The sequence below is a fragment of the Plantimonas leprariae genome (assembly GCF_008802405.1).
Taxonomy (GTDB): Bacteria; Pseudomonadota; Alphaproteobacteria; order Rhizobiales; family Rhizobiaceae; genus Plantimonas; species Plantimonas leprariae.
Genome location: NZ_VZDO01000018.1, coordinates 1 through 20,261, shown reverse-complemented (window position 1 = coordinate 20,261; position 20,261 = coordinate 1). Strand labels below are relative to the sequence as shown.

At 71.1% G+C, this 20,261-nt stretch carries 20 protein-coding genes; 12 read left to right on the top strand and 8 right to left on the bottom strand.

Annotated features, from left to right (window positions below):
• Positions 1-32: 32 nt before the first annotated feature.
• The gene (locus F6X38_RS18825) at positions 33-242 is read right to left on the bottom strand and encodes a hypothetical protein (protein ID WP_150972409.1); all 210 of its coding nucleotides are present in this window, start codon (positions 240-242) and stop codon (positions 33-35) included.
• A gap of 149 nt (positions 243-391) precedes the next feature.
• Between F6X38_RS18825 and F6X38_RS18820 the strand changes: the two genes are divergently transcribed.
• The 6 genes from F6X38_RS18820 to F6X38_RS18795 are packed head-to-tail and all read left to right on the top strand — an operon-like array spanning position 392 to position 5,624.
• On the top strand, positions 392-1,063 hold the full coding sequence (locus F6X38_RS18820; protein ID WP_161992831.1) for a gluconate 2-dehydrogenase subunit 3 family protein: 672 nt from the start codon (positions 392-394) through the stop codon (positions 1,061-1,063).
• Positions 1,060-2,619, top strand: a complete 1,560-nt coding sequence (locus tag F6X38_RS18815; protein ID WP_202618027.1) for a GMC family oxidoreductase — start codon at positions 1,060-1,062, stop codon at positions 2,617-2,619. Before F6X38_RS18820 ends, F6X38_RS18815 begins: the two co-directional genes overlap by 4 nt.
• Before the next feature lie 4 nt (positions 2,620-2,623).
• Complete coding sequence (locus F6X38_RS18810) at positions 2,624-2,812, top strand: hypothetical protein (protein WP_150972405.1); 189 nt, start codon at positions 2,624-2,626, stop codon at positions 2,810-2,812.
• Between the two features lie 4 nt (positions 2,813-2,816).
• The gene (locus tag F6X38_RS18805; RefSeq protein ID WP_150972403.1) at positions 2,817-3,254 is read left to right on the top strand and encodes a pyridoxamine 5'-phosphate oxidase family protein; all 438 of its coding nucleotides are present in this window, start codon (positions 2,817-2,819) and stop codon (positions 3,252-3,254) included.
• Positions 3,255-3,258: 4 nt separating this feature from the next.
• Positions 3,259-4,146: an oxygenase MpaB family protein gene (locus F6X38_RS18800; RefSeq protein ID WP_246191437.1), complete on the top strand. Its 888-nt coding sequence runs from the start codon at positions 3,259-3,261 to the stop codon at positions 4,144-4,146.
• Positions 4,143-5,624 (top strand): phospholipase D-like domain-containing protein, encoded by a 1,482-nt coding sequence (locus F6X38_RS18795; RefSeq protein ID WP_150972401.1) that lies wholly within the window; start codon positions 4,143-4,145, stop codon positions 5,622-5,624. Before F6X38_RS18800 ends, F6X38_RS18795 begins: the two co-directional genes overlap by 4 nt.
• A gap of 60 nt (positions 5,625-5,684) precedes the next feature.
• Here F6X38_RS18795 and F6X38_RS18790 read toward each other — a convergent pair whose 3' ends face one another.
• The 3 genes from F6X38_RS18790 to F6X38_RS18780 form a co-directional block, all read right to left on the bottom strand.
• On the bottom strand, positions 5,685-6,581 hold the full coding sequence (locus F6X38_RS18790) for a PhzF family phenazine biosynthesis protein (protein ID WP_150972400.1): 897 nt from the start codon (positions 6,579-6,581) through the stop codon (positions 5,685-5,687).
• A gap of 38 nt (positions 6,582-6,619) precedes the next feature.
• On the bottom strand, positions 6,620-7,426 hold the full coding sequence (locus F6X38_RS18785) for a transglutaminase-like domain-containing protein (protein WP_150972398.1): 807 nt from the start codon (positions 7,424-7,426) through the stop codon (positions 6,620-6,622).
• Between the two features lie 97 nt (positions 7,427-7,523).
• A complete protein-coding gene (locus F6X38_RS18780; RefSeq protein WP_150972396.1) occupies positions 7,524-8,435 on the bottom strand; it encodes a transglutaminase family protein in 912 nt (303 codons plus the stop codon).
• Positions 8,436-8,587: 152 nt separating this feature from the next.
• On the opposite strand from F6X38_RS18780, the gene F6X38_RS18775 reads away from it, so the two are divergent.
• The gene (locus F6X38_RS18775) at positions 8,588-8,770 is read left to right on the top strand and encodes a hypothetical protein (protein WP_150972394.1); all 183 of its coding nucleotides are present in this window, start codon (positions 8,588-8,590) and stop codon (positions 8,768-8,770) included.
• Here F6X38_RS18775 and F6X38_RS18770 read toward each other — a convergent pair.
• The gene (locus tag F6X38_RS18770; RefSeq protein WP_150972392.1) at positions 8,767-9,357 is read right to left on the bottom strand and encodes a TetR/AcrR family transcriptional regulator; all 591 of its coding nucleotides are present in this window, start codon (positions 9,355-9,357) and stop codon (positions 8,767-8,769) included. The genes F6X38_RS18775 and F6X38_RS18770 overlap by 4 nt on opposite strands.
• 175 nt (positions 9,358-9,532) lie before the next feature.
• Here F6X38_RS18770 and F6X38_RS18765 point away from each other — a divergent pair, with 175 nt between their 5' ends.
• The 3 genes from F6X38_RS18765 to F6X38_RS18755 are packed head-to-tail and all read left to right on the top strand — an operon-like array spanning position 9,533 to position 14,227.
• Positions 9,533-9,790 (top strand): hypothetical protein, encoded by a 258-nt coding sequence (locus F6X38_RS18765; RefSeq protein ID WP_150972391.1) that lies wholly within the window; start codon positions 9,533-9,535, stop codon positions 9,788-9,790.
• Between the two features lie 59 nt (positions 9,791-9,849).
• Complete coding sequence (locus tag F6X38_RS18760) at positions 9,850-13,023, top strand: efflux RND transporter permease subunit (RefSeq protein WP_150972389.1); 3,174 nt, start codon at positions 9,850-9,852, stop codon at positions 13,021-13,023.
• Between the two features lie 16 nt (positions 13,024-13,039).
• Complete coding sequence (locus F6X38_RS18755; protein WP_246191436.1) at positions 13,040-14,227, top strand: efflux RND transporter periplasmic adaptor subunit; 1,188 nt, start codon at positions 13,040-13,042, stop codon at positions 14,225-14,227.
• Positions 14,228-14,246: 19 nt separating this feature from the next.
• Here F6X38_RS18755 and F6X38_RS18750 read toward each other — a convergent pair whose 3' ends face one another.
• Positions 14,247-14,555, bottom strand: coding sequence for a hypothetical protein (locus F6X38_RS18750; protein WP_150972387.1), 309 nt, complete (start codon positions 14,553-14,555; stop codon positions 14,247-14,249).
• A gap of 236 nt (positions 14,556-14,791) precedes the next feature.
• On the opposite strand from F6X38_RS18750, the gene F6X38_RS18745 reads away from it, so the two are divergent.
• Positions 14,792-15,634 carry a hypothetical protein gene (locus F6X38_RS18745; protein WP_150972385.1) on the top strand — a complete coding sequence of 281 codons (843 nt, stop codon included), beginning with the start codon at positions 14,792-14,794 and terminating at the stop codon, positions 15,632-15,634.
• Between the two features lie 45 nt (positions 15,635-15,679).
• Here F6X38_RS18745 and wrbA read toward each other — a convergent pair whose 3' ends face one another.
• Positions 15,680-16,345 carry an NAD(P)H:quinone oxidoreductase gene (gene wrbA, locus F6X38_RS18740; protein WP_150972383.1) on the bottom strand — a complete coding sequence of 222 codons (666 nt, stop codon included), beginning with the start codon at positions 16,343-16,345 and terminating at the stop codon, positions 15,680-15,682.
• Between the two features lie 156 nt (positions 16,346-16,501).
• Here wrbA and F6X38_RS18735 point away from each other — a divergent pair, with 156 nt between their 5' ends.
• A complete protein-coding gene (locus tag F6X38_RS18735) occupies positions 16,502-16,690 on the top strand; it encodes a hypothetical protein (protein WP_150972381.1) in 189 nt (62 codons plus the stop codon).
• A 12-nt stretch (positions 16,691-16,702) separates the two neighbouring features.
• Here F6X38_RS18735 and F6X38_RS18730 read toward each other — a convergent pair whose 3' ends face one another.
• Positions 16,703-19,999, bottom strand: a complete 3,297-nt coding sequence (locus tag F6X38_RS18730; protein WP_150972379.1) for a DEAD/DEAH box helicase — start codon at positions 19,997-19,999, stop codon at positions 16,703-16,705.
• Between the last annotated feature and the right edge of the window lie 262 nt (positions 20,000-20,261).

Genomic DNA, 20,261 nt, shown 5'->3' with positions numbered 1-20,261 from the left:
CCGCGCGGCGGGAAAAGATCAAACCGGCCGGCTCAGGCGGCGCTCGGGATCTTGTCGGCCGGCCCGGCGGGGGCCGGCGCCTCGCGCGCGTCCGCCGTCTGCGGCTCGCGACCGGCATCGCCGAACATCATGGCGGCCAGCGCCGCCAGCGACTCGTGCAGATCGAGAACCTGTTCGAGCATCATGTCCTGCGCCTTCATCTCTTCCAGCCGGCCCGGGCGTTTCTCGCGCTCAAGGAGCATTTCGGGACTGTGCGGACCTGACCATGCCCGGCCCGCCGTCGGCCTCGGGACGCTCGCTGCGGCGACTTGGCTCAGCCGCTTCGCTTGTTCCGAACCACGCCGGGCCCATTTCAGACAGCCGATCGCCGAAAGCATCGAAGGACCCGCGCTTGGCCGACGCCCCCGGTATCGATAGCCACCTTACATTCCTCGACGCGGACTATCCAGCGTTGATCCGCTCGGACCGCGTCAGCGAGCAGCTGCGGCGCGAACTCCTCGACCGGGCGCGGCCGGACGACCCGGACTACCGGCCGCAGACGATGACGGCCGCGCAGTTCGCCGCGCTCCGGGCCCTCGTCGACCGGGTGATCCCGCAGGACGGCGCGCCCGTGCGCATCGACCTCGCCGCCCGGCTCGACCGGATGATGGCGACGAGCGAGGGCAACGGCTGGCGCTACGAGGCGCTGCCGACCGACCCGGAAGCCTACAATCGCGGCCTCGACACGCTGAACGCCGTCGCCGGCGCCGGGCATGCCGGCCGGACCTTCGCCGAACTCTCCGGGGCGGAGCGCGACCGCATCCTCGAAGCGGCGGCGGCCGAAGAGCCGTTCGACGCGCCGGGCGCGCCGTTCGATGCGGCCCAGCTCGCGCTCTGGTTCGAGGAGGTCCGCTCCGACGCGGCCCGGCTCTACGTCGCCCACCCCGCCACGATGGCGCGGCTCGGCTATTCCGGCATCGCCAACGGCGGAGCGGCGGGCGCGGCCTTCGCCGGCTTCGAGCGGATCGGCCTCGGCGAGCGCGAGCCCTTCGAGCCGGCGACGAAAGCGGAGACCGCCGCTTGAACCTCGACCGGATGAAGCGCTACCCGGCGGACGAGGTGGTCGACGCGGTGGTGATCGGCACGGGCGCCGGCGGCGCGCCGATCCTGGCGCGGCTGGCGAAAAAGGGCCTCAGCGTCGTCGCGCTGGAGGCTGGGCGGAACCACGACCCGGCGACCGACTTCGCCGCCGACGAGGCGATGTCCACCGACATCTACTGGATGCGCGAGCGGATCAGCGGCGGCGAGACGCCGGAAGCCTTCGGCGCGAACACCAGCGGCACCGGCGTCGGCGGCTCGATGCTGCACTGGGGCGCCTATGCGCCGCGCGCCGACCGGCGCGACCTGAAGCTCCGGACCGAGACGGGCGTCGGCGCGGACTGGCCGCTCGAATACGACGATCTCCTCCCCTATTACGAGGAGGTCGAGCGCTTCATCGGCGTGTCCGGCCCCTCCCCCTATCCGTGGGACCCCTCGCGCCGTTACCCGCTGCCGCCGGTGAAGCGCAACGCGCCGGCCGAACTCATGGCACGCGGCTGCGAACGCCTCGGCCATCGCTGGAGCGACGGGCCGGTGGCGGTGACGTCGCGCCGCTTCGAGCAGGAGGGCCATGGCACCCGCTACGCCTGCGTGAACTGCGGCTTCTGCCATCAGGGCTGCCGCAACGGTGCGAAGGCGACGCCGGACGTCACCTACCTGCCGCTTGGCCTCGCGCACGGCGCGGAAATCCGCCCCGAATGCTTCGCCCACGGTTTCGAGCGCGATGGCGAGGGCCGGATCACAGCCGTCGTCTACCGCGACCGGGACGGGGTGGACCGGAAGCAGCGCTGCCGCGCCGTCTTCCTCTGCGCCGGAGCGGTCGAGACCCCGCGCCTCCTCCTCCATACCGGCCTCGCCAATTCCTCCGGCCAGGTCGGGCGGAACTACACCGCCCATGTCGCGACGCAGGTCTGGGGCACGTTCGCCGAGCCGGTGCGGATGAACAAGGGCTATCCGTCGGCGCTGATCACCGAGGACATGATCCGCCCGCCCGACGCCGATTTCGCCGGCGGCTACCTCGTCCAGAGCCTCGGCGTCGTGCTCCAGACCTTCGCGGATCAGGTGGCGCGCGGCCGCGGCCTCTGGGGCCGGGCGCTGACGGACTACCTGGAGCGTTACAACTTCGTCGCCGGCATCGGCATCAACGGCGAGGGCCTGCCCTCCGACGACAATCGTCTGACGCTCGCCGACGAGACCGACGACACGGGGATGCGGAAACCCCTGATCCGCTTCGCCTACGGGCCGAACGAGACGGCGATGAAGCGGCACGCCGTCCGCTTCATGCGCGGCATCTGGGAAGCGGCGGGAGCGACCGACATCTGGGTCTTGGAGCGCACCGCCCATACGATCGGCACCTGCCGCATGGGAACGCACGGGCGGGAAGCCGTGGTCGACCCGTTCGGCCGATCTTTCGACATTCCCAATCTCCTCGTCTGCGATAATTCCGTCTTTCCGAGTTCGCTCGCCGCGAACCCGGCCCTCACCATCATGGCACTCGCCCTTCGCACGGCGGATGCCTATCTGGCAGACAGACGGAGCTGAACGCATGGCCGACGAGAAGCAGTTGAAGACCTTCGAGGTGCGGGCCGTGGCGGGCGGCGACGAGGCGACCCTCCACATCGCCGACGAAGGCGGCGGCGAACTGGTGCTGCGCGCCACCCGCGAGCAGCTCGACGTCATCGCGGACGCGATCGACGATCTGCTCGACACCACCGAAGCCGCGGACGAGGTCTGAACCGATGGCCGGCACCATGACCCTTTCCGACCTGTCCGAGGCGATGCGCGACATCGACTTCGCGGTGCTCTCGACCAAGACCGACAACGGCGAGATCGCCGGACGTCCGATGAGCAACAACCGCGACGTTGCGTACAAGGGCGACTCGTTCTTCTTCAGCCACGGCAGCGCCCGCACCGTCTCCGACATCGAGCGCGACCCGAAGGTCTCGCTCGCCTTCCAGGACAAGAAGGGCCTCCTCGCCACGAAACCCTTCTTCATCGCCGTGGAGGGTCACGCCGAGTTGATCCGCGACAAGGCGGCGTTCAAGGAGCACTGGATCTCGGACCTCGACCGCTGGTTCGATCAGGGCGTCGACACGCCGGATCTCGTGCTGATCAAGGTCGCGGCGAAGCGCATCACCTACTGGAACGGCACGGAAGAGGGCGAGGTCACGCCCTGAAGGCTTGAAACGGGGCGACGCGCCGTTGTTCGGCCTGCGCGACAGGATCGAGCGCCAGGTTCACGGTCTCGTCGGTTTCGGCGAGGGCCGGGTGGAACTCGACTCGCCGCGCGGCGATCCGGGTCTGTTCGGCCCCGGATCCGCCGCCTGGCGCGTCCACGCCGATTTCACCGCGATGCTGATCGGCGGCATCGCGGCGCTCTTCCTCCAGATGCTGCACCCGGGCGCCCTCGCCGGCGTCTGGGACCATTCCGACTTCCGGCGCGACATGGCCAAGCGGCTGCGCGGCACCGCGCAGTTCATCTCCGGCACGACCTTCGGCCCGAGCACGGAAGCGGAGCGGCTCATCGCCCGTGTCCGCATGATCCATGACCATGTCCAAGGGCGCCTGCCGGACGGGACGCCCTATTCGGCCAACGACCCGGCGCTCCTCACCTTCGTCCACGTGGCGGAGGTGTCCTCGTTCCTCGCCGCGCACCTGCGCTACCGCGAGCCGCTGATGCCTCTTCCCGAGCAGGACCGCTACCTCCGTGAATACGCCGTGGTGGCGGAGCGGCTCGGGGCGGAGGACGTGCCGAAGACGAAGCGCGAGGTGGACGGCTACCTCGCCGCGATCCGGCCGGCGCTGCGGGTCGACGCGCGCACGCGGGAAGTGGCGGGGGCGCTCCTCGCCGAACCCGCGCCGAGCGCGCTGCTCGGGCCCTTGCGCGAGGTCGCGATGGAGGCCGGGATCGACCTCCTGCCGCGCTGGGCGGCGCGGATGCACGGCCTCGACCTGTCCGAGCCGCGCCGGCTCGGGGTCCGCGCCGGCGTTTCCGGCGTCGGGCGGGTGGCGCGCTGGGCGCTGCGCGACGGCTCGGCGATGCGGGCCCGGCGGCGCGTCTCCGCATGAGCGAGACGGCGGGGCCGATCTTCCGGCCGGGGCGGAACTGCTGGCGCGTCGAGACCGCGACGCGCATGGCGGTGGTCATCGATGCCGACGATTATTTCGCCCACGCGCGCGCCGCGATGCTGAAGGCGCGACGCCGCATCATGCTGATCGGCTGGGACTTCGACGCGCGCATCACCCTTGGCCGGCAGGGCGAGGCGGACGAGGGGCCGGAGAACCTCGGCGAGTTCGTGCTCTGGCTGGCCAACCGCAACCCCGAACTCGACATCCACCTCCTGCGCTGGGACGTCGGGGCCGTGAAGACGCTGGCGCGCGGCTCGACGCTCCTGACCCTCGCCCGCTGGCTGCGGCATCCGCGCATCCACACGCGGCTCGACGGCCACCATCCGACCGGAGCCTCGCATCACCAGAAGATCGTCACCATCGACGACGCGCTCGCCTTCTGCGGCGGCATCGACATGACCGGCGACCGCTGGGACACGCGCGAGCATCGCCACGCCGACCCGCGCCGGAAACAGCCGAACGGCAAGCCCTACAAGCCCTGGCACGACGCCACCACCGCGATCGAGGGGCCGATGGCGGAAGCCGTCTCGGCGATCGCGCGCGACCGCTGGCGGCGGAGCGGCGGCGATCCGCTGGAAGCGCTGCTCCCGCAGTCCGCGGGTGCCTCGCCCTGGCCGGACGGGCTGGAGGCGCATTTCCGCGACGTCCCGGTCGCCGTGTCCCGCTCCGTGCCGGTGATGGCCGATCAGGACGCGGTGACCGAGATCGAGACGCTCTATCTCGACCTCATCGCGCGGGCGAAGCGGTTCGTCTACGCCGAAAGCCAGTACTTCGCCTCGCGCCGCATCGCGGAGGCGATCGCGCGCCGGCTCGAGGAACCGGAGGGGCCGGAATTCGTCCTGGTCAACCCGCTGACCGCGCAGGGCTGGTTGGAGCCGGTGGCGATGGACACGGCGCGCGCCCGGCTGCACGAGGCGCTGAAGCGGCGCGACCGGTACGGGCGCTTCCGCATCTACCACCCCTACACGAGCGGCGGCGAGCCGATCTACGTCCACGCCAAGATCCTGATCGCCGACGACAGGATCCTGCGTATCGGCTCCTCCAACATGAACAACCGCTCGATGCGGCTCGACACCGAATGCGACGTGACGGTGGATGCCGGGGCGGCCGGGGACGAGGCGGCGGCGGCGCGCGAGATCGCGGCGATCCGCGACGGCCTTATGGCCGAGCATCTGGGCACGAGCATCGAAGCGGTGCGGGAGGCGATCGAGAAGGCCGGTTCGCTGATCGAGGCTGTCGAGACGCTCAGGGGCGACGGACGCTCGCTCCGCCCCTACGAGGTGCCCGACCTCGGCACGGTCGAGAAGTGGCTCGCCGACAACGAGGTGCTCGACCCGGAAGGACCGGAGGAGATGTTCGAGCCGTTCTCGCGGCGCGGCCTGTTCCGCCGCTTGGCGTTCCGGCCGGCGCGAGGGTAGCGGCGGCCGGAAGCGCCGACGAAACGGCGGATCGGGCGCGCCGAGGCGAACGGCGCAACTTCAGAGCTCGAACGTGCCCTCGAACACGGACACGCAGCGGCCGCCGACGAAGGCGCGGATGCCGCCCGCGGTTCGCTCGGCGCGGGTTTCGAGGAGGCTCGGGTGGCCCATGTCGAAGCCTTGGCCGAACAGCCGTCGCACTTCCCCCGCCGCGCCGTCGAGCTCGGCGAGAAGGGCCGCCGCCGCGGCCGTGGCGCTGCCCGTGGCCGGGTCCTCGGCGGTGAGCTGCCGGTTGAACATCCGGGCCTGGATGTCGGTGCCCTCCGCGCCGGCGTCGCGCGTATAGACGTAAAGCGAGTGCGCGCCCTCCGCCGGAAGCGCGTCGTCGTAGGAGGCGGGTGTCGGCCGGATGCGGCGGAGCGCTTCGCGCGAGCGAAGTTCCGCGACGAGGAACGGCAGGCCGACCGAGACGACCTCGGGCGCGTGGCGCTCCGTCGCGATGTCGGCGGGGTCGAGCGACAGGCAGGCGGCGACCTTCTCCGCCGACACCGTGCCGCGCCGGGACAGGGCTTCCGGCGCGGCGATCTCCCCGCCGACCGCCGCGCCGGCCTCAGTGAGGACGCCGATCCGTACCAGCCCGGCCCGCTCCTCGAAGGCGAAGCGCTCCGGCACGGCTTCGCCCCGCCGCCGCGCCTCGTCGGCGAGCACGAAGGCGGTGCCGACGTTCGGATGGCCGGCGAAGGGCAGTTCGCGGTCGGGCGTGAAGATGCGCACTTCGGCGGTGTTCGCGGCGTCCTTCGGCGAGAGGACGAAGCTCGTCTCGGAATAGTTGAACTCGCGGGCGATCGCCTGCATCGCGTCCGTGGAAAGGCCCTCCGCGTCGAGCACGACGGCGAGCGGATTGCCGCCGAAGCGGGTCCGCGTGAAGACGTCGACGGTCCGGAAGCGGCGCTGCATGGGATTTCCTCGAAGGCTCGTGGGCGCGCCGCCTCCTATCAGGAAATCTCCTCGGTGATCACCTCGAACTTCGCGAGGCGCGAGGCGCCGAAGCTGGTGGACAGCGCGACGTCGGTCGCGTCGCGCCCGGTCGCCATCAGGATGCGGCCGATGCGCGGTTTGTTGTGGCGCGCGTCGAACGTGTACCAGTGGCCGCCGAGATAGGCCTCGAACCAGGCGGAGAAGTCCATCGGATCGGGCACCGGCGGCACGCCGATGTCGCCGAGATAGCCGGTGCAGTACCGCGCCGGGATGTTCATGCAGCGGCAGAGCGTGATGGCGAGATGCGCGAAGTCGCGGCACACCCCCGTCCTGTCCGTGTATCCCCCGAACGCCGTCCGGGTCGCGTCGGCGTTCTGGTAGTTGAAGGCGATCTGCTGGTGCGCGTAGTCGCAGATCGCCTGCACCCGAGCCCAGCCGGTCGGCGTGTTGCCGAAGAGATTCCAGGCGACGTCGCCGAGCCGGTCGGTGTCGCAGTAGCGGCTGCCGAGCAGGTAGACGAGCACCTCGTCCGGCAGGTCCTTGATGTCGTGCTGTGCCGCTTCCGCCATGACGGGGTCGGGGCGACCGGTGTCGTGGATGTCGAACAGCGTCGAGATCGTGGTGATGCCCGGCGGCGCGGTGATCCGCGTGCAGGCATTGCCGAAGCCGTCGACGTAGTCGCGCGCCTCGATCGGCCGGTCGAAGCCGACGACCTGCGGCGTTAGGAGGTCCACCCGGCGCGAGGGATGGATGTTCAGCACGAGCAGCATCGGCGTCGGCTGCCAGCACTCGTAGGCGAGATTGAACCCGGCACGTATCTTCAAGAACCAGCTCCAGCGCGCGAACCCGCCTCCCGCCGCTATTAATTAAAGCCGGACCTGCGGAATCCAGAGGCAGAATCGCCCTCGGCCCAAATTTCGCTCAGGCGAGCCGGGCGACCCAGGCCGTGTCCGGCATCTCGTCGCGGGTGGTGACGTTCACCTGCACGGTCATGCCGTCGTCGTCGGAGGCGGAGCCGTTGTAGGTGCCGGCGAGCGGGATGGCCTGCGAGGGATCGCGCGCCACCGCGACGCGGATCAGGTCGCGGCTGCCGACGATGCCGTTGGTCGGGTCGAACTCGACCCAGCCGGCGCCGGGCACGAACACCTCGCACCAGGCATGCGTCGCGCCGCCGCCGAGCGTCTCGTTGCCGTCGCGGTCGGCGACGTAGATGTAGCCGGACACGAACCGGGCGGCGAAGCCGAGCGCGCGCACCGCCTCCATCATGAATAGCGCGAAGTCGCGGCAGGTGCCGCGCCGGAGATGCAGCGTGCCGAGCGGCGGCTGCGTGCCGGCTTCCGAACGCCGCGCATAGGAGAAGCTTTCGCGGATGGCGTAGCAGAGCGTCATCAGGACGTGGCCGGTGTCGACCGAGCGCCCGGCCGGCGCGAAGCGCCGCGCCCACTGGCCGATCTCGTCGGCGTCGTCGGGATAGTGGCGCGCGATGAGGCGGGCGAGGTCGACGGCGTCCTCGCGGTCGTAGCTGAACGGATAGGTCCGCGCCGCGTCGATCGTCACGAATTCGGGCGCGGCCTGCGGCGAGTGGTCGACGAGGATGCGGGTCTCGAAGCGCAGCGCCGTGGCCTTGCCCGCCGGCTGCACCAGCGCGACGCAGTTGCCGAAGACGTCGTGGATCCAGCGCACGGAAGCCGGCTCCGGCTCGACGCGAAGCACGGCCTCGATCAGGCGCTGATCGTAGGAGTCGCGCGGGCGGAACAGGAGGCGGTGCTCGCCGAAGGAAACGGGTCGCCGGTAGCGGTAGATCGTCGCGTGCCGGACCTGATAGACGGTCATCGTGCGTTTTCGTTCTCTGCCGGTCGGCCGGGCGGTCGGGGCGGGCGTGCCGCCAGCATCTCGCAGCCGCGCGCCGTGCTCAAGCCCGGATGGAACCGAACCCCGTACCCCCGCCGTTCGAGCCGGATCGGAAGCGAAGCGGGAGGCTGGCGATGGGGACGGACAGGGACAAGCTCGCCAAGGCGGCCGAGACGCTGAAGGGCCAGGGCCAGCAGGACGCGCCGCGGACTTCGGCGGATCTCGCGATCTCCGACCCGCCGACGCCGGTCGGGACGCCTCCGCGCGAAACCGCGGCGGACGAGACCCGGAGGCAGCCCGGCTCGAAAACCTCCTAGGCGCTGCCGCCCTCGGCGGCGAAAAGGGCGATCGCCGAGCGGGCGCATTCGACGAAGCTGCGGTTCGGGCCGCCGACGCCGACCGCCTGCCGGCTTACGCGCGCGCCCTCCACGAGAAGGTAGAGCATGTCGGCGAGCGCTTCCGGCCGCCGGATGCCGGCGCTGAAGCAGAGGCGCACGAGCCGCTCGCGCTGCTGGTTCTTGAACTCCGCGATGGTGGCGCGCACTTCCGCCGCGGCTTCCGGCAGCTCCACCGCGGCATTCGCCACCTCGCAGCACATGCCGTCCTGGATGTAGCGGTCGATCAGGAGGACCCAGGCGTCGAGCTGGGCGCGGGGATCGTCCGGGTGCGAGGCGAGGATCTCACCCCAGCCTTTGTCGGCATCCACCGAGGCTTCCCGAAGGCAGGCGACGATCAGGTCGTCCTTCGAATGGAAGTGGCGGTAGAGCGTCATCTTGTTGGTGCCGGCGCTCTCGGCGATCGCGTCGACCCCCGCCCCCCGGATGCCGCATTGCCGGAACAGGCTGCGCGCCGTGCCGAGGATCCGGTCCCGCGGGCGGACCCGCTCGAGTGTTGCATCCGTCATCGGATGGCCGGCTTCCGAAATACGATTGCGCTTGACGCCATGTTACCGGTCTGTCACGTAATGCATGTTACCGACCCGTAACATCCACTGAGTCGGCTGGCAAGTGTTCAGTCGCTTTGGCTCACAAGCAAAAATCCCGCCGCCGGTTCCGGCGTTCCGGGGGAAAGGAGCGACGATGTTCCGTCAAAACGACGAACCGACGATCGACGAGATCATGCGCGACCCGACGGTCCGTGCGCTGATGCGGGCCGATCGCGTGGACGTCGTCAAGTTCGAAGCGAAGCTGCGCGGCTTCGCGCGCAGCATCCGCCGGACGCCCTCGGCCGCGGCGGAGCGGCAGACGGACGACGCCGTCGACGCTTCCAAACGCCTCCTTCCCCTCGTAGCGGGCTTCGGCCGTTCCGCCGGCGCCGCGCGCCATTGCTGGTGCTGACGCGGCGGAAACGGCTACAGGGTCAGATTTGGTAATCTCCAAGGGGTAGACGGCCGGACATGGTCGAGTTCTTCACGCGGCGGCCGATCTTCGCGTCGGCCGTCGCCATCGTCATGGTGCTCGCAGGGGCGATCTGCTACTTCCTGCTGCCCGTCTCGCAGTTTCCGGACATCACGCCGCCGCAGGTGGTGGTGAGCGCCCGTTACCCCGGCGCGAGCGCGCAGGTCGTCGCCGACACGGTGACGACGCCGCTCGAGCAGGAGATCAACGGCGTCCAGGGCATGACCTACATGTCCTCGACGAGCTCGAACGACGGCTCGGCGACGGTCACCGTCACCTTCGAGGTCGGCTATCCGCTCGACATCGCGGCGGTCGACGTCCAGAACCGCGTTTCGCAGGCCTCTCCGTCGCTGCCGGCGATCGTCAACCAGGGCGGCGTGACGGTCAAGAAGCAGAACCCGAACTTCGCGCTGATCGTCGACCTCACCTCGCCGGACGGCTCGGTCGACCCGGTGTCGCTGTCGAACTACGCCTTCCTGCAGGTCGCCGACCCGTTGAAGCGCGTGCCCGGCGTCGGCGACGTGCAGATCTTCGGCGAGCGGCGCTATTCGATGCGCGTCTGGCTCGACCCGGACCGGATGGCCAATCTCGGCATCACCGCGGTCGACGTGCAGAACGCCGTCGCCGAGCAGAACGTCCAGGTCGCGGCCGGCAAGATCGGCCAGTCGCCGGCCCCCGCCGGCACGCCGTTCGAGATGCAGGTCAACGCCGTTGGCCGCCTGTCGGACCCGGCCGAGTTCGACAACATCGTCGTGCGCGCCAACCCGGCCGCCGGCTCGGTGGTGCGGCTGAAGGACGTCGCGCGGACCGAGCTCGGCGCGCTGCAATACGCTTCCACCGCCTATTTCGGCGAGCGGCCGACCGTGGTGCTCGGCATCTTCCAGATGCCGGGCTCGAACGCGCTCGACCTGCAGAAGAACGTCCACGCCAAGATGGACGAGCTGAAGCAGCGCTTCCCGAAGGGCATCGAATACGCGATGCACTACGACACGACGCGCTTCGTGTCGGCCTCGATGCACGACGTCGTGGTGACGCTCGGCGAGGCGCTGTTCCTCGTCGTGCTGGTCGTCTACGTCTTCCTGCAGAGCTGGCGCACCACGCTGATCCCGGTGATCGCGATCCCCGTCTCGCTCGTCGCGACGCTGGTGGTGATGTACCTCCTCGGCTTCTCGCTCAACATGCTGAGCCTCCTCGGCATGGTTCTCGCGATCGGCCTCGTGGTGGACGATGCGATCGTCGTGGTCGAGAACGTCGAGCGCCAGCTCGAGGAGGGCCACCCGCCGCTGGAGGCGACGCGCCGCGCCATGCGCGAGGTGACGGGACCGATCATCGCGACGACGGCCGTCCTGATGGCCGTGTTCATCCCCGTCGCCTTCATTCCGGGCGTCGCGGGGCAGCTCTACAACCAGTTCGCGCTGACCGTGGCGATCTCGGTCGGCATCTCGGCCTTCAACTCGCTGACGTTGTCGCCGGCGCTGTCCGCCGCCTTCCTGACGCACCGGCACGCCAAGCCCTTCTTCCTGTTCCGCTGGTTCAACGCCGTCTTCGACTGGTCGGCCAACGCCTATGCGCGGCTCGTCGGCGGGCTGATCCGGGTCCGCTACCTGGTGCTGCTTCTGTTCGTCGTGACGCTCGGCGGCACCTACATGATCTGGTCGAAGATCCCCTCGACCTTCCTTCCCGTGGAGGACCAGGGCTACTTCTTCGTCGTGGTGCAGCTTCCCGACGGCGCCTCGCTGGAGCGCACCGACAAGGTGGCGGCCAAGGTCAAGGAAACGCTCCAGGCGCATCCCGGCGTCGATATCGTCGGCTCGATCTCGGGCCTCAACTTCCTGACCAACGCGGCGCAGTCGAACTCGGCCGTCGAGTTCGTGATCCTGAAGCCCTGGGACGAGCGCGGCCCCGACCTGCAGGCCTCGAAGATCGTCGCCGAGATGGGCGCGAAGCTCATCCAGATGCCGGAGGCGATCGTGCTCGCCTTCGACCCGCCCTCGATCCCCGGCCTCGGCGCGACGGGCGGCTTCGAGTTCCAGGTCGAGGACCTCGCCGGCCGCGGCAGCGCCGCCCTCAACGACGCCGTGCAGGCGGTGCTCGGCGAGGCGCGGAAGCAGCCGGAACTGAACCCGCACGCCTTGTTCTCATCGTTCTCGACCTCGACGCCGCAGTTCGACTTCGACCTCGACCGCAACAAGGCCAAGCTCCTCGGCCTCGACCTGCCGGACGTGTTCAACACGCTGCAGATCTTCTTCGGCTCGCTCTACGTCAACGACTTCAACCTCTACGGCCGCACCTTCCGCGTGACGCTCCAGGCGGAACAACAGGCCAGGGCGGCGGCGTCCGACCTGTCGCGCCTCTACGTGCGGAACTCCGAAGGCGGCATGGTGCCGCTCTCGACGCTCGGCACCCTGAAGCCGATGGCCGGGCCGGAGACCGTGCCGCACTACAACAACTACGCCTCCGCCCTCATCAACGGCGCGGCGGCCCCCGGCTTCTCCTCGGCGCAGGCGACGGCGGCGATGGAGCGGGCGGCGAACGCCGTCCTGCCGCGCGACTTCTCCTACGAATGGACCGGCATCACCTATCAGGAGATCAAGGCCGGCTCGCTGGCGAGCGTCATCTTCGCGTTGGCGCTGGTCTTCGTGTTCCTGATCCTCGCCGCGCAGTACGAGAGCTGGTCGATGCCGTTCATGGTGCTGCTTGCGGTGCCGCTGGCGCTCTTCGGCGCGGTGGGGGCCCTGACGCTGCGAGGGCTTCAGATCGACGTCTATTCGCAGATCGGCTTCGTGATGCTGATCGGCCTCGCGGCGAAGAACGCCATCCTGATCGTCGAGTTCGCCAAGCGGCGGCGGCTGGAAGGCGAGTCGATCGTGCAGGCGGCGAAGGACGCGGCGCGCCTGCGGCTCCGCCCGATCCTGATGACCGCCTTCGCCTTCATCCTCGGCGTCGTGCCCCTGATGAAGGCGACGGGCGCGGGCGCTGCGAGCCGCCAGTCGCTCGGCACCACCGTCTTCGGCGGCATGCTCGCCGCCACCGTCCTCACCCTCCTCTTCGTGCCGGTGTTCTACGCCACGATCGAGAGCTGGCGCGAGCGGCGCGGCGCCTCGCCGGCCCCGGAACGGGCGCACGACGCCCCCGCCGCGGCCGGCGGCGCGCACCCCGTGCCGGCCGAATGACCTTTCGGAGTTTCCCATGCGTGTCCTGAAGATCGCGCTCGCGACCGTGGCGGTGTTCGCTCTCGCCACCGGCGGCGAGATGGCCTGGCGCAACCGCGCCTTCCTGATGGCCGAGATGGGCGGCGGCGGGGCGAAGCCCGAAGCGGAAGCGCAGGCCGCCCCCGCGCCGGGCGGCGGCGGCGCGCCGCCCGCCATGCCGGTGCCGGTCGCGAAGGTCGTGAAGCGCACCTTGCCGACCTGGCTCGACTATTCGGCGCGGACGGAAGCGATCCGCTCCGTGTCGCTCCAGACCAAGGTCACCGGCTTCGTCGCGTCGCAGCCGATGGCGGACGGCGCGGACGTGAAGGGCGGCGATCTCCTCTACAAGCTCGATCCGCGCGACTTCGAGGCGGCGCTGGAACAGGCGCGCGCCGCCGTCCAGCGCGACGAGGCGGCGCTCACCTACGCGCGGGCGGCGGAACAGCGCTCGTCCTCGCTCGTCAGGACCGGCTCCACCGCCAAGGACGCGCTCGACCAGAACACCAGCGCCCGGGCGCAGGCCGAGGCCGCCGTCGCGCTCGACCGCGCGACGGTGAAGACGGCGGAGCTGAATCTCGGCTACGCGGAAGTGCGGGCGCCCTTCGCCGGCCGGCTCGGCCGCGACCGCGCGCCGGTCGGAACGCTGGTCGGCGCCAACACCACGACCCTCAACACGCTGGTCCAGCTCGACCCCGTCTACGTGACCTTCAACCCGAGCGAGCGGGACCTCGCCGCGATCGCGAAGGCCAAGCGGAAGAGCGAGGTCAAGGTCGAGGTCACCCTGCCCGGCACGGACGGCGAGACGCATCGCGGCGACCTGACCTTCATCGACAACGCCGTCGATCCGCAGACCGGCACGATCACGGCGCGGGCCACGATCCCGAACGCCGACTTCGCGCTGCTGCCCGGCCAGTACGTCCGCGCCCGGCTCGTCGTCGCGGAGCAGCCCGATGTCCTGATGGTGCCGCAGGCGGCGGTCGGCTCCGGCCAGCTCGGGAAATACGTCTACGTCATCGGCGACACCGGCACCGCCGAACAGCGGCTCGTGACGCTCGGCCCGACGGAGGGTGACCTCGTCGCGGCCGCCGGCATCAAGGAAAGCGACCGGGTGATCACCGGCAACCTGCAGAAGATCGGTCCCGGCGCGCCGGTGCAGCCGCTGCCGACCGAGACCGCCGCGAAGTAGGGATCGCGGCAGCCGTCTCTCAGCCGGCGGAGGCGACCAGCCGGAGCTTCGGCGCGAGGCTGCGCGCCCGGAAGGTGACGCGGACGCGGTCCACCGCCGCCAGTTCCTGGTCGGCGAGGTGGTAGCCGAGCTTGCGGCCGAGCGCCCGCGCCTGCTCCAGGTTACCGAGCGCGATCTCGCGATCGAATTCCGGGTGCTTGGCGGTCATCAGCGCCGCGAGCACGCCGATCTCGACGCCGTCGGCGAACGACGCGTCCTGGCCGGGAAACCGCACCTTCAGACCCTGTTCCAGTTCGATCGACCGCATCGCCATGCTCCAGACTGACATCGACGATTTTCCGCCCGTAGGGTTGATCAAACCTTAAGCGGCGGAGCCCGCCGCCGGAACTGCGCGGGCGATCGCGCCGTTTGGTCGCGGAAGCGGAGCGTGCCGAACGGCTGGTTCCGCATCGTGTCGCGTATCCCGCGAGAGCCGCCGCCGGCACCGCCGAGCCGCGCTCGTTCGATCGAAACAGCTGCCGGGCCGCCACGGGAGGGCGGACCCAGCCTTCACGGAGGATTTCCATGTCCAGTCTGCAGCCATCCAGCAAGCAGAGCGTCACCGCGTTCTTCGATTCCAGGTCCGACGCCGACGCGGCGGCGACCCGCATCCGCGCCGAGGGCGTTTCCGACGCCGACATCCGCATCGTCGCCGGGGAGAGCGATCTCGGGACGTCCGAGACGCGCGGCGAGAAGAAAGGGTTCTGGGAGTCACTCAGCGACTTCTTCCTGCCGAACGAGGACCGCTACGCCTATGCCGAAGGGCTCAGCCGCGGCGGCTATTTCGTCAGCGTCGCGACGAGCGCCGCGAACCACGACCGCATCCTCGACATCCTCGACGACGAGGGCACCGTCGACATGGACGCGCGCGAGGCGTCTTGGCGCGCGGAGGGCTGGGAAGGCTATCAGGCCGGCCGCGACGACGACATCGGCTCGCAGGCCTTCGGCCGGCCGGCTTCGGCCACCGGGGGTCTCGCGACCGACGCCGCGGCGAGCGCCGCCACGGCCGGCGCGATGCCGATCGGCGGCACGACCGGCCTTCGCACCGGCACGGCCTCGAACCCCGCCGACGCGACGGGTCTCAATGCCACGGAGCCGGCCGGCGCCTACGACCGCCAGGATCCGCTGGTGACGGAGGACGGTGTCATGCCCGCTCGCGACGAGCGCTTCGGCCGCCGCGACATGAGCAGCGGCCGCGCGCGGGTCCGCTCCTACTTCTCTGACGACGACCGGCTGGACGACGGCCTGTCGGCCGTGGATCAGGCGCAGCCGGTATCGGATCAGGTCCGGCGCACCGACGTCGAGCTCGAGGACGAGCGCCGGGATCGGGCCGACGACCTCACCCGGCGCACCGGCGGCACGCTTTGACGAGTTCGATCTAAGCGAGGTGGGGCGGGGCCGCGGGTCCCGCCCCTATTCCTTTTCCTCCTTCGGCTTGCGGCTCGGCATCTCGCCGGCCGCGACCAGCGCCGCGGCGATCGCGACGGTGCGCCGGCCCTGGTGCCGCGCCGCCTCGAAGTCCGCCTCGCGCGGATCGTCGTGCTCGGCACCGACGATCGCCGACGCGCCGTAGGGCGAGCCGGCCTCCAGCATCGCCTCGTCCGTGTAGCCGGTCGGCAGGATCACCATGCCGAGATGCGCCATCGGCGCATAGAGCGACAGGGTGACGACCTCCGAGCCGCCATGCGGCCACGAGGCGGTGGCGAAGGCGCCGCCGACCTTGCCCGAGAGCGAGCCCTTCTTCCATTGCGGCCCGAGCCGGTCGAGGAAGTTCTTCAGTTCCGTCGCCATCGCGCCGAAATAGGAGGGCGTGCCGAAGAGGATCGCGTCGGCCCATTCGGCGTCGTCCTCGCTCGGCGCCTCGTAGAGCGCGTTCTGCCGGGCGGCGCTTTCCGCCCAGCCCTCCACCTTCCGCATCGTCTCGGCGTCGGCGACCTCGCGGGCGCGGCGCACGCGCACCTCCGCGCCGGCCTCGCGCGCTGCCGCCGCCGCGGCCTCGGCCAGCTTCTCCACCGAGCCGTTGCGGGAATAGTAGACGACGAGGAGGCGGGTCGGACCGGTGGTGTCGGCGGCGGGCATCGGAATCTCCGTTGAGCCATGCGGGAGGGCGGGAACTGCGGCGCCCGGCGCCGGCGAACAGGGCCGGCGGCAAAGCGACGCGAGCGCGAAGCGGCGCGGCCGGAGGGAACCGGTGGCGGCGCCGACGCTTTCCTGCCCGAACAACAGGAGAGACGCATGCCGACGAACAGCGATCCGCGCGAGCGCGCGAACAACGGCGAGCCGGGCCCGGAGCGTTCCGTCCCGGACGGCAAGGAAGCCGATTTCGCCGAAAAGGGCCCGGCCGTCGTCGACGATCAGGCCGGGCTGTCGGAGGAAGAGAAGCTGGAGGACGCCGTCGAGGACCTGTCGACGGAGAAGGACTGACCCTCTCCGCCGTCACTCGATCAGTTCGAGGAGCGCCTCCGCCGCGGCGAGGCGCTCCGCCGCGCTTCCGGACGGCCGCTCCAGCACCAGCCTGTCGTCCCGCCAGCGCAGGCTCTTCCTTGGCTTCAGGCGTTCGCGCAGCGCCGCCGCGGCCGGCTTCGACAGCGTCGCGGCGACCGCCTTCGGCCCGGCGTCGAGCCGCCGGACGGCGAGGTCGCGGCAGCGCAACCTGAGCCGGGCGAGCGCGAAGCCCGCCGCGACCGCCTCCGGCATCGGGCCGAACCGATCGGCGATCTCCGCCCCCAGCGCATCCAGCGCCAGCTCGTCCTCGGCCCGGTCGAGCGCTGCGACGAGCTCGATCCGCAAGTCCGCTTCCGGCACGTAGTCGGCCGGGACGCCGCCCTCGAAGCCGAGGTTCAGGTCGGTGCGCCAGTCCTCGGGCGCGGCCTGCCCGCGCGCCTGCGCCAGCGCGCGCTCCAGCAGCCGGCGGTAAAAGGACAGGCCGATCAGCGCCAGATGGCCGGCCTGCTCCTCGCCGAGGAGTTCGCCCGCGCCGCGAAGGTCGAGGTCGCGGGCGGCGATCGCAAAGCCGGCGCCGAGGTCCGACAGGCGGCCAAGCGTTTCCAAGCGTCGCCGCCCTTCCGCGGTCGGCTCGGCTTCCGGGTCGGTGAGGAGGAAGGCGAAGCCACGGCGGCTGCCGCGCCCGATCCGGCCGCGAAGCTGGTGAAGCTGGGCGAGGCCGAACCGGTCCGCCCGCCAGACCACCATCGTGTCGGCGTTCGAAACGTCGAGCCCACTCTCGACGATGCTGGTGGCGAGAAGCACGTCGCCCTCGCCCGTCGCGAAGGCGAGCATCGCGTCGTCCATCGCGTCGGCATCCATCCCGCCGTGCAGGACGGCGAGGGCGAGGTCCGGCAGGAGGCGCCGGAGCCTCGCCGCCATCGGCTCCAGGTCCTCGATGCGCGGGCACACGACGTAGCTCCGCCCGCCGCGCGCCTTTTCCGCGAGAAGCGCGTCCCGCAGCGCGTCTTCCTCGATCGGCGCGACCGTGGTGCGCACCGCCCGCCGCCGGCCGGGCGGCGTCGCGATGACGCTGATCTCGTGGAGGCCGACGAAGCCGGCCTGGAGCGTGCGCGGGATCGGCGTCGCGGTCATCGCGAGGACGTGCACCCCCTCCCCCAGCGCCCGGAGCTTCCCCTTCTGCCCGGCGCCGAAGCGCTGTTCCTCGTCGATCACGACGAGCCCGAGTTCGGCGAAGGAGACGTCCTTGGCGAGAACGGCGTGCGAGCCGACGACGATGCGGACGCTGCCGTCGGCGAGCCCTGCCTTCGCGGCCTCGATCTCGGCCGGATCGGCAAGCCGCGACAGGCGCGCGACGCTGACGCCGGCCCGCGCGAAGCGTTCCGTGAACAGGCGGAAATGCTGCTGGGCCAGCACCGTCGTCGGCGCGACCACCGCGACCTGCGCCCCCGCGAACGCCGCCGCTGCCGCGGCGCGGAGCGCGACCTCGGTCTTGCCGAAGCCGACGTCGCCGCAGACGAGCCGGTCCATCGGCCGGCCGGAGGCGAGGTCGGCGAGGACGGCCTCCGTCGCTTCGCTCTGATCCGCCGTCATCTCGAAGGGGAAGCGCGCGCAGAACCGCTCGAACGCCGCGCGGTCCGGCTGGAGCTCGGGGGCTCGCGCCTCGTCCTTCGCCGCGAGGAACTGCACCATCCGGCGCGCCGTGTCCGAGACCGCGGCCACCACCGCGTCGCGTTTCGCGATCCAGTTGCCGCTTTTCAGCCGGTCGAGCTTCACGTCGGTCTCCGGTCCGCCGTAGCGCCAGAGCGCGCCGATCTCGGCGGTCGGAACGAGCAGCGTATCGTCGCCGGCATAGCGGAGACGCAGCGCTTCCGTCGCGACCGTACCGGCTCCCGCCGCCGCCACCGTTTCCAGCCCTTCGAGCCGGGCGACGCCGTGGTCGAGGTGCACCACCGCGTCGCCGATGCGGAACGCGTCGTCGCCGCGCGCGAAGCCGGACGGAACTGCCGCGGCGAGGGGCCCGCGCCCGGCGCGCTGCCCGACGAGGTCGCGCAGGGTGACCACCGCCACCCGGTCGTCGCGCGCGACGAAGCCCTCCGCGATCGCCGCCTCGAAGGCGACGACGCCGCCGCTTGGGGCCGCGAGGACGCCGGCCCAGTCTTCGACCGCATCGACCGGCGCGTCGAGCGTGCGGGCCGCCCGGCGGGCGGCGCGGCGCACTTCGTTTCGGCCGATACCCGCGACGGCAATGCGGAAGCCCCGTTCGACCAGCGGCGCGGCGAATGTAGCGAGGGCCGCGAAGGGATCGGGCTCGGCGGCGAAGCGGGGCACGCCGGCCGGCTCGTCGCCCTCCTCCACCACGGCCGCGAGGCGGCTGCCGACGAGCCTCGACCACTCCTTGCGGCCGAGATGGTCGCGTTGCGCCGGCGTCGGCTTGCGCACGCCTGCCTCCGCTTCCTCGATCGCGGCGAAGACCGTGTCGGCCCGGCGCTCGACGCCTGCCTCGATGATCGTAGCCGCGCCGTCCGGCAGGTAGTCGAACAGCGTTTCCAGCCTGCCGTAGCGGGCGGCGAGCCCGGCTTCCTCCGGCGACGGCTCGCCCTTGCCACGACCGGGATGCAGGAACTCGCTGGCCGGATCGACGATGAGATGACAGGTTTCGGCGACGGAGCGCTGCGTCGCCGGATCGAAGGAGCGGATCGCGACGATGCGGCCGTCCTCGTGCTCGATCCGACATGGCCGCGGCGCCGCGGCGGGGAAGATTTCCACGACGCGGCCGCGCAGCGCCGCTTCGCCGGGCTCGTCGACGCGAAGGTCGAGCCGGTAGCCGAGCCGGGTGAGATCTGCCGCGACCTTTTCCGGATCGACCGGCTCGCCGACCCGGAATTCGAGATGCGCCTTCTGCCAAGCGGCGCGCGGCGGCACGCGGCGGATGAGCGCCGCCGCGGTGGCGATCACCGCCGCCGGCCGCTTCCGCTTGTCGAGCAGCCAGCGCAGCGTCGCCATGCGCCCGCCCATCGCCGCGGTGCCGGGCGGTACGCCGTCGCCGGGCAGGCCGTCGACCGGGCCGAACTCCGCGACGCGCCCCTCGCCGCCGAGCAGCCGCACGAGGGCCGCGATGTCGCGCATGCGGCGCGACGTCTCGGCGACGTAGAGGAGCGGCAGCCCGTCGCCCGCCTCCTCGCGCAGCCGCCGGGCGATCGCGGCCGCCACCGCGCCGACCGGCCGGAGCGGCGACAGACGTTCGGCCGAGGCCTCGGCGTTCTCGATCGTCACGGACTGCAGCATGGACCCTCGCATTGCCTGACTGGCCAAGCGGAACGCCCGGCGGGCCGGCGCGATCCGGGTGCGACGAGATGCATCCACAGCTTTCGCGAAGGCAGTGGACAACGCCGCTGTCGGGTGGTGCGAGTTCCATCCGAAACGCCGAAGGCCGGCGTTGGGGGCCGGCCTTCGCGGGTTGGGTGCGATGATGTGCCGGCGGCGGGTGGCCGCGGCTTGGTGCTGTCGCTGCCCGTGTCAGAACTCTTCCCAGCTGTCGGCGGCGGCC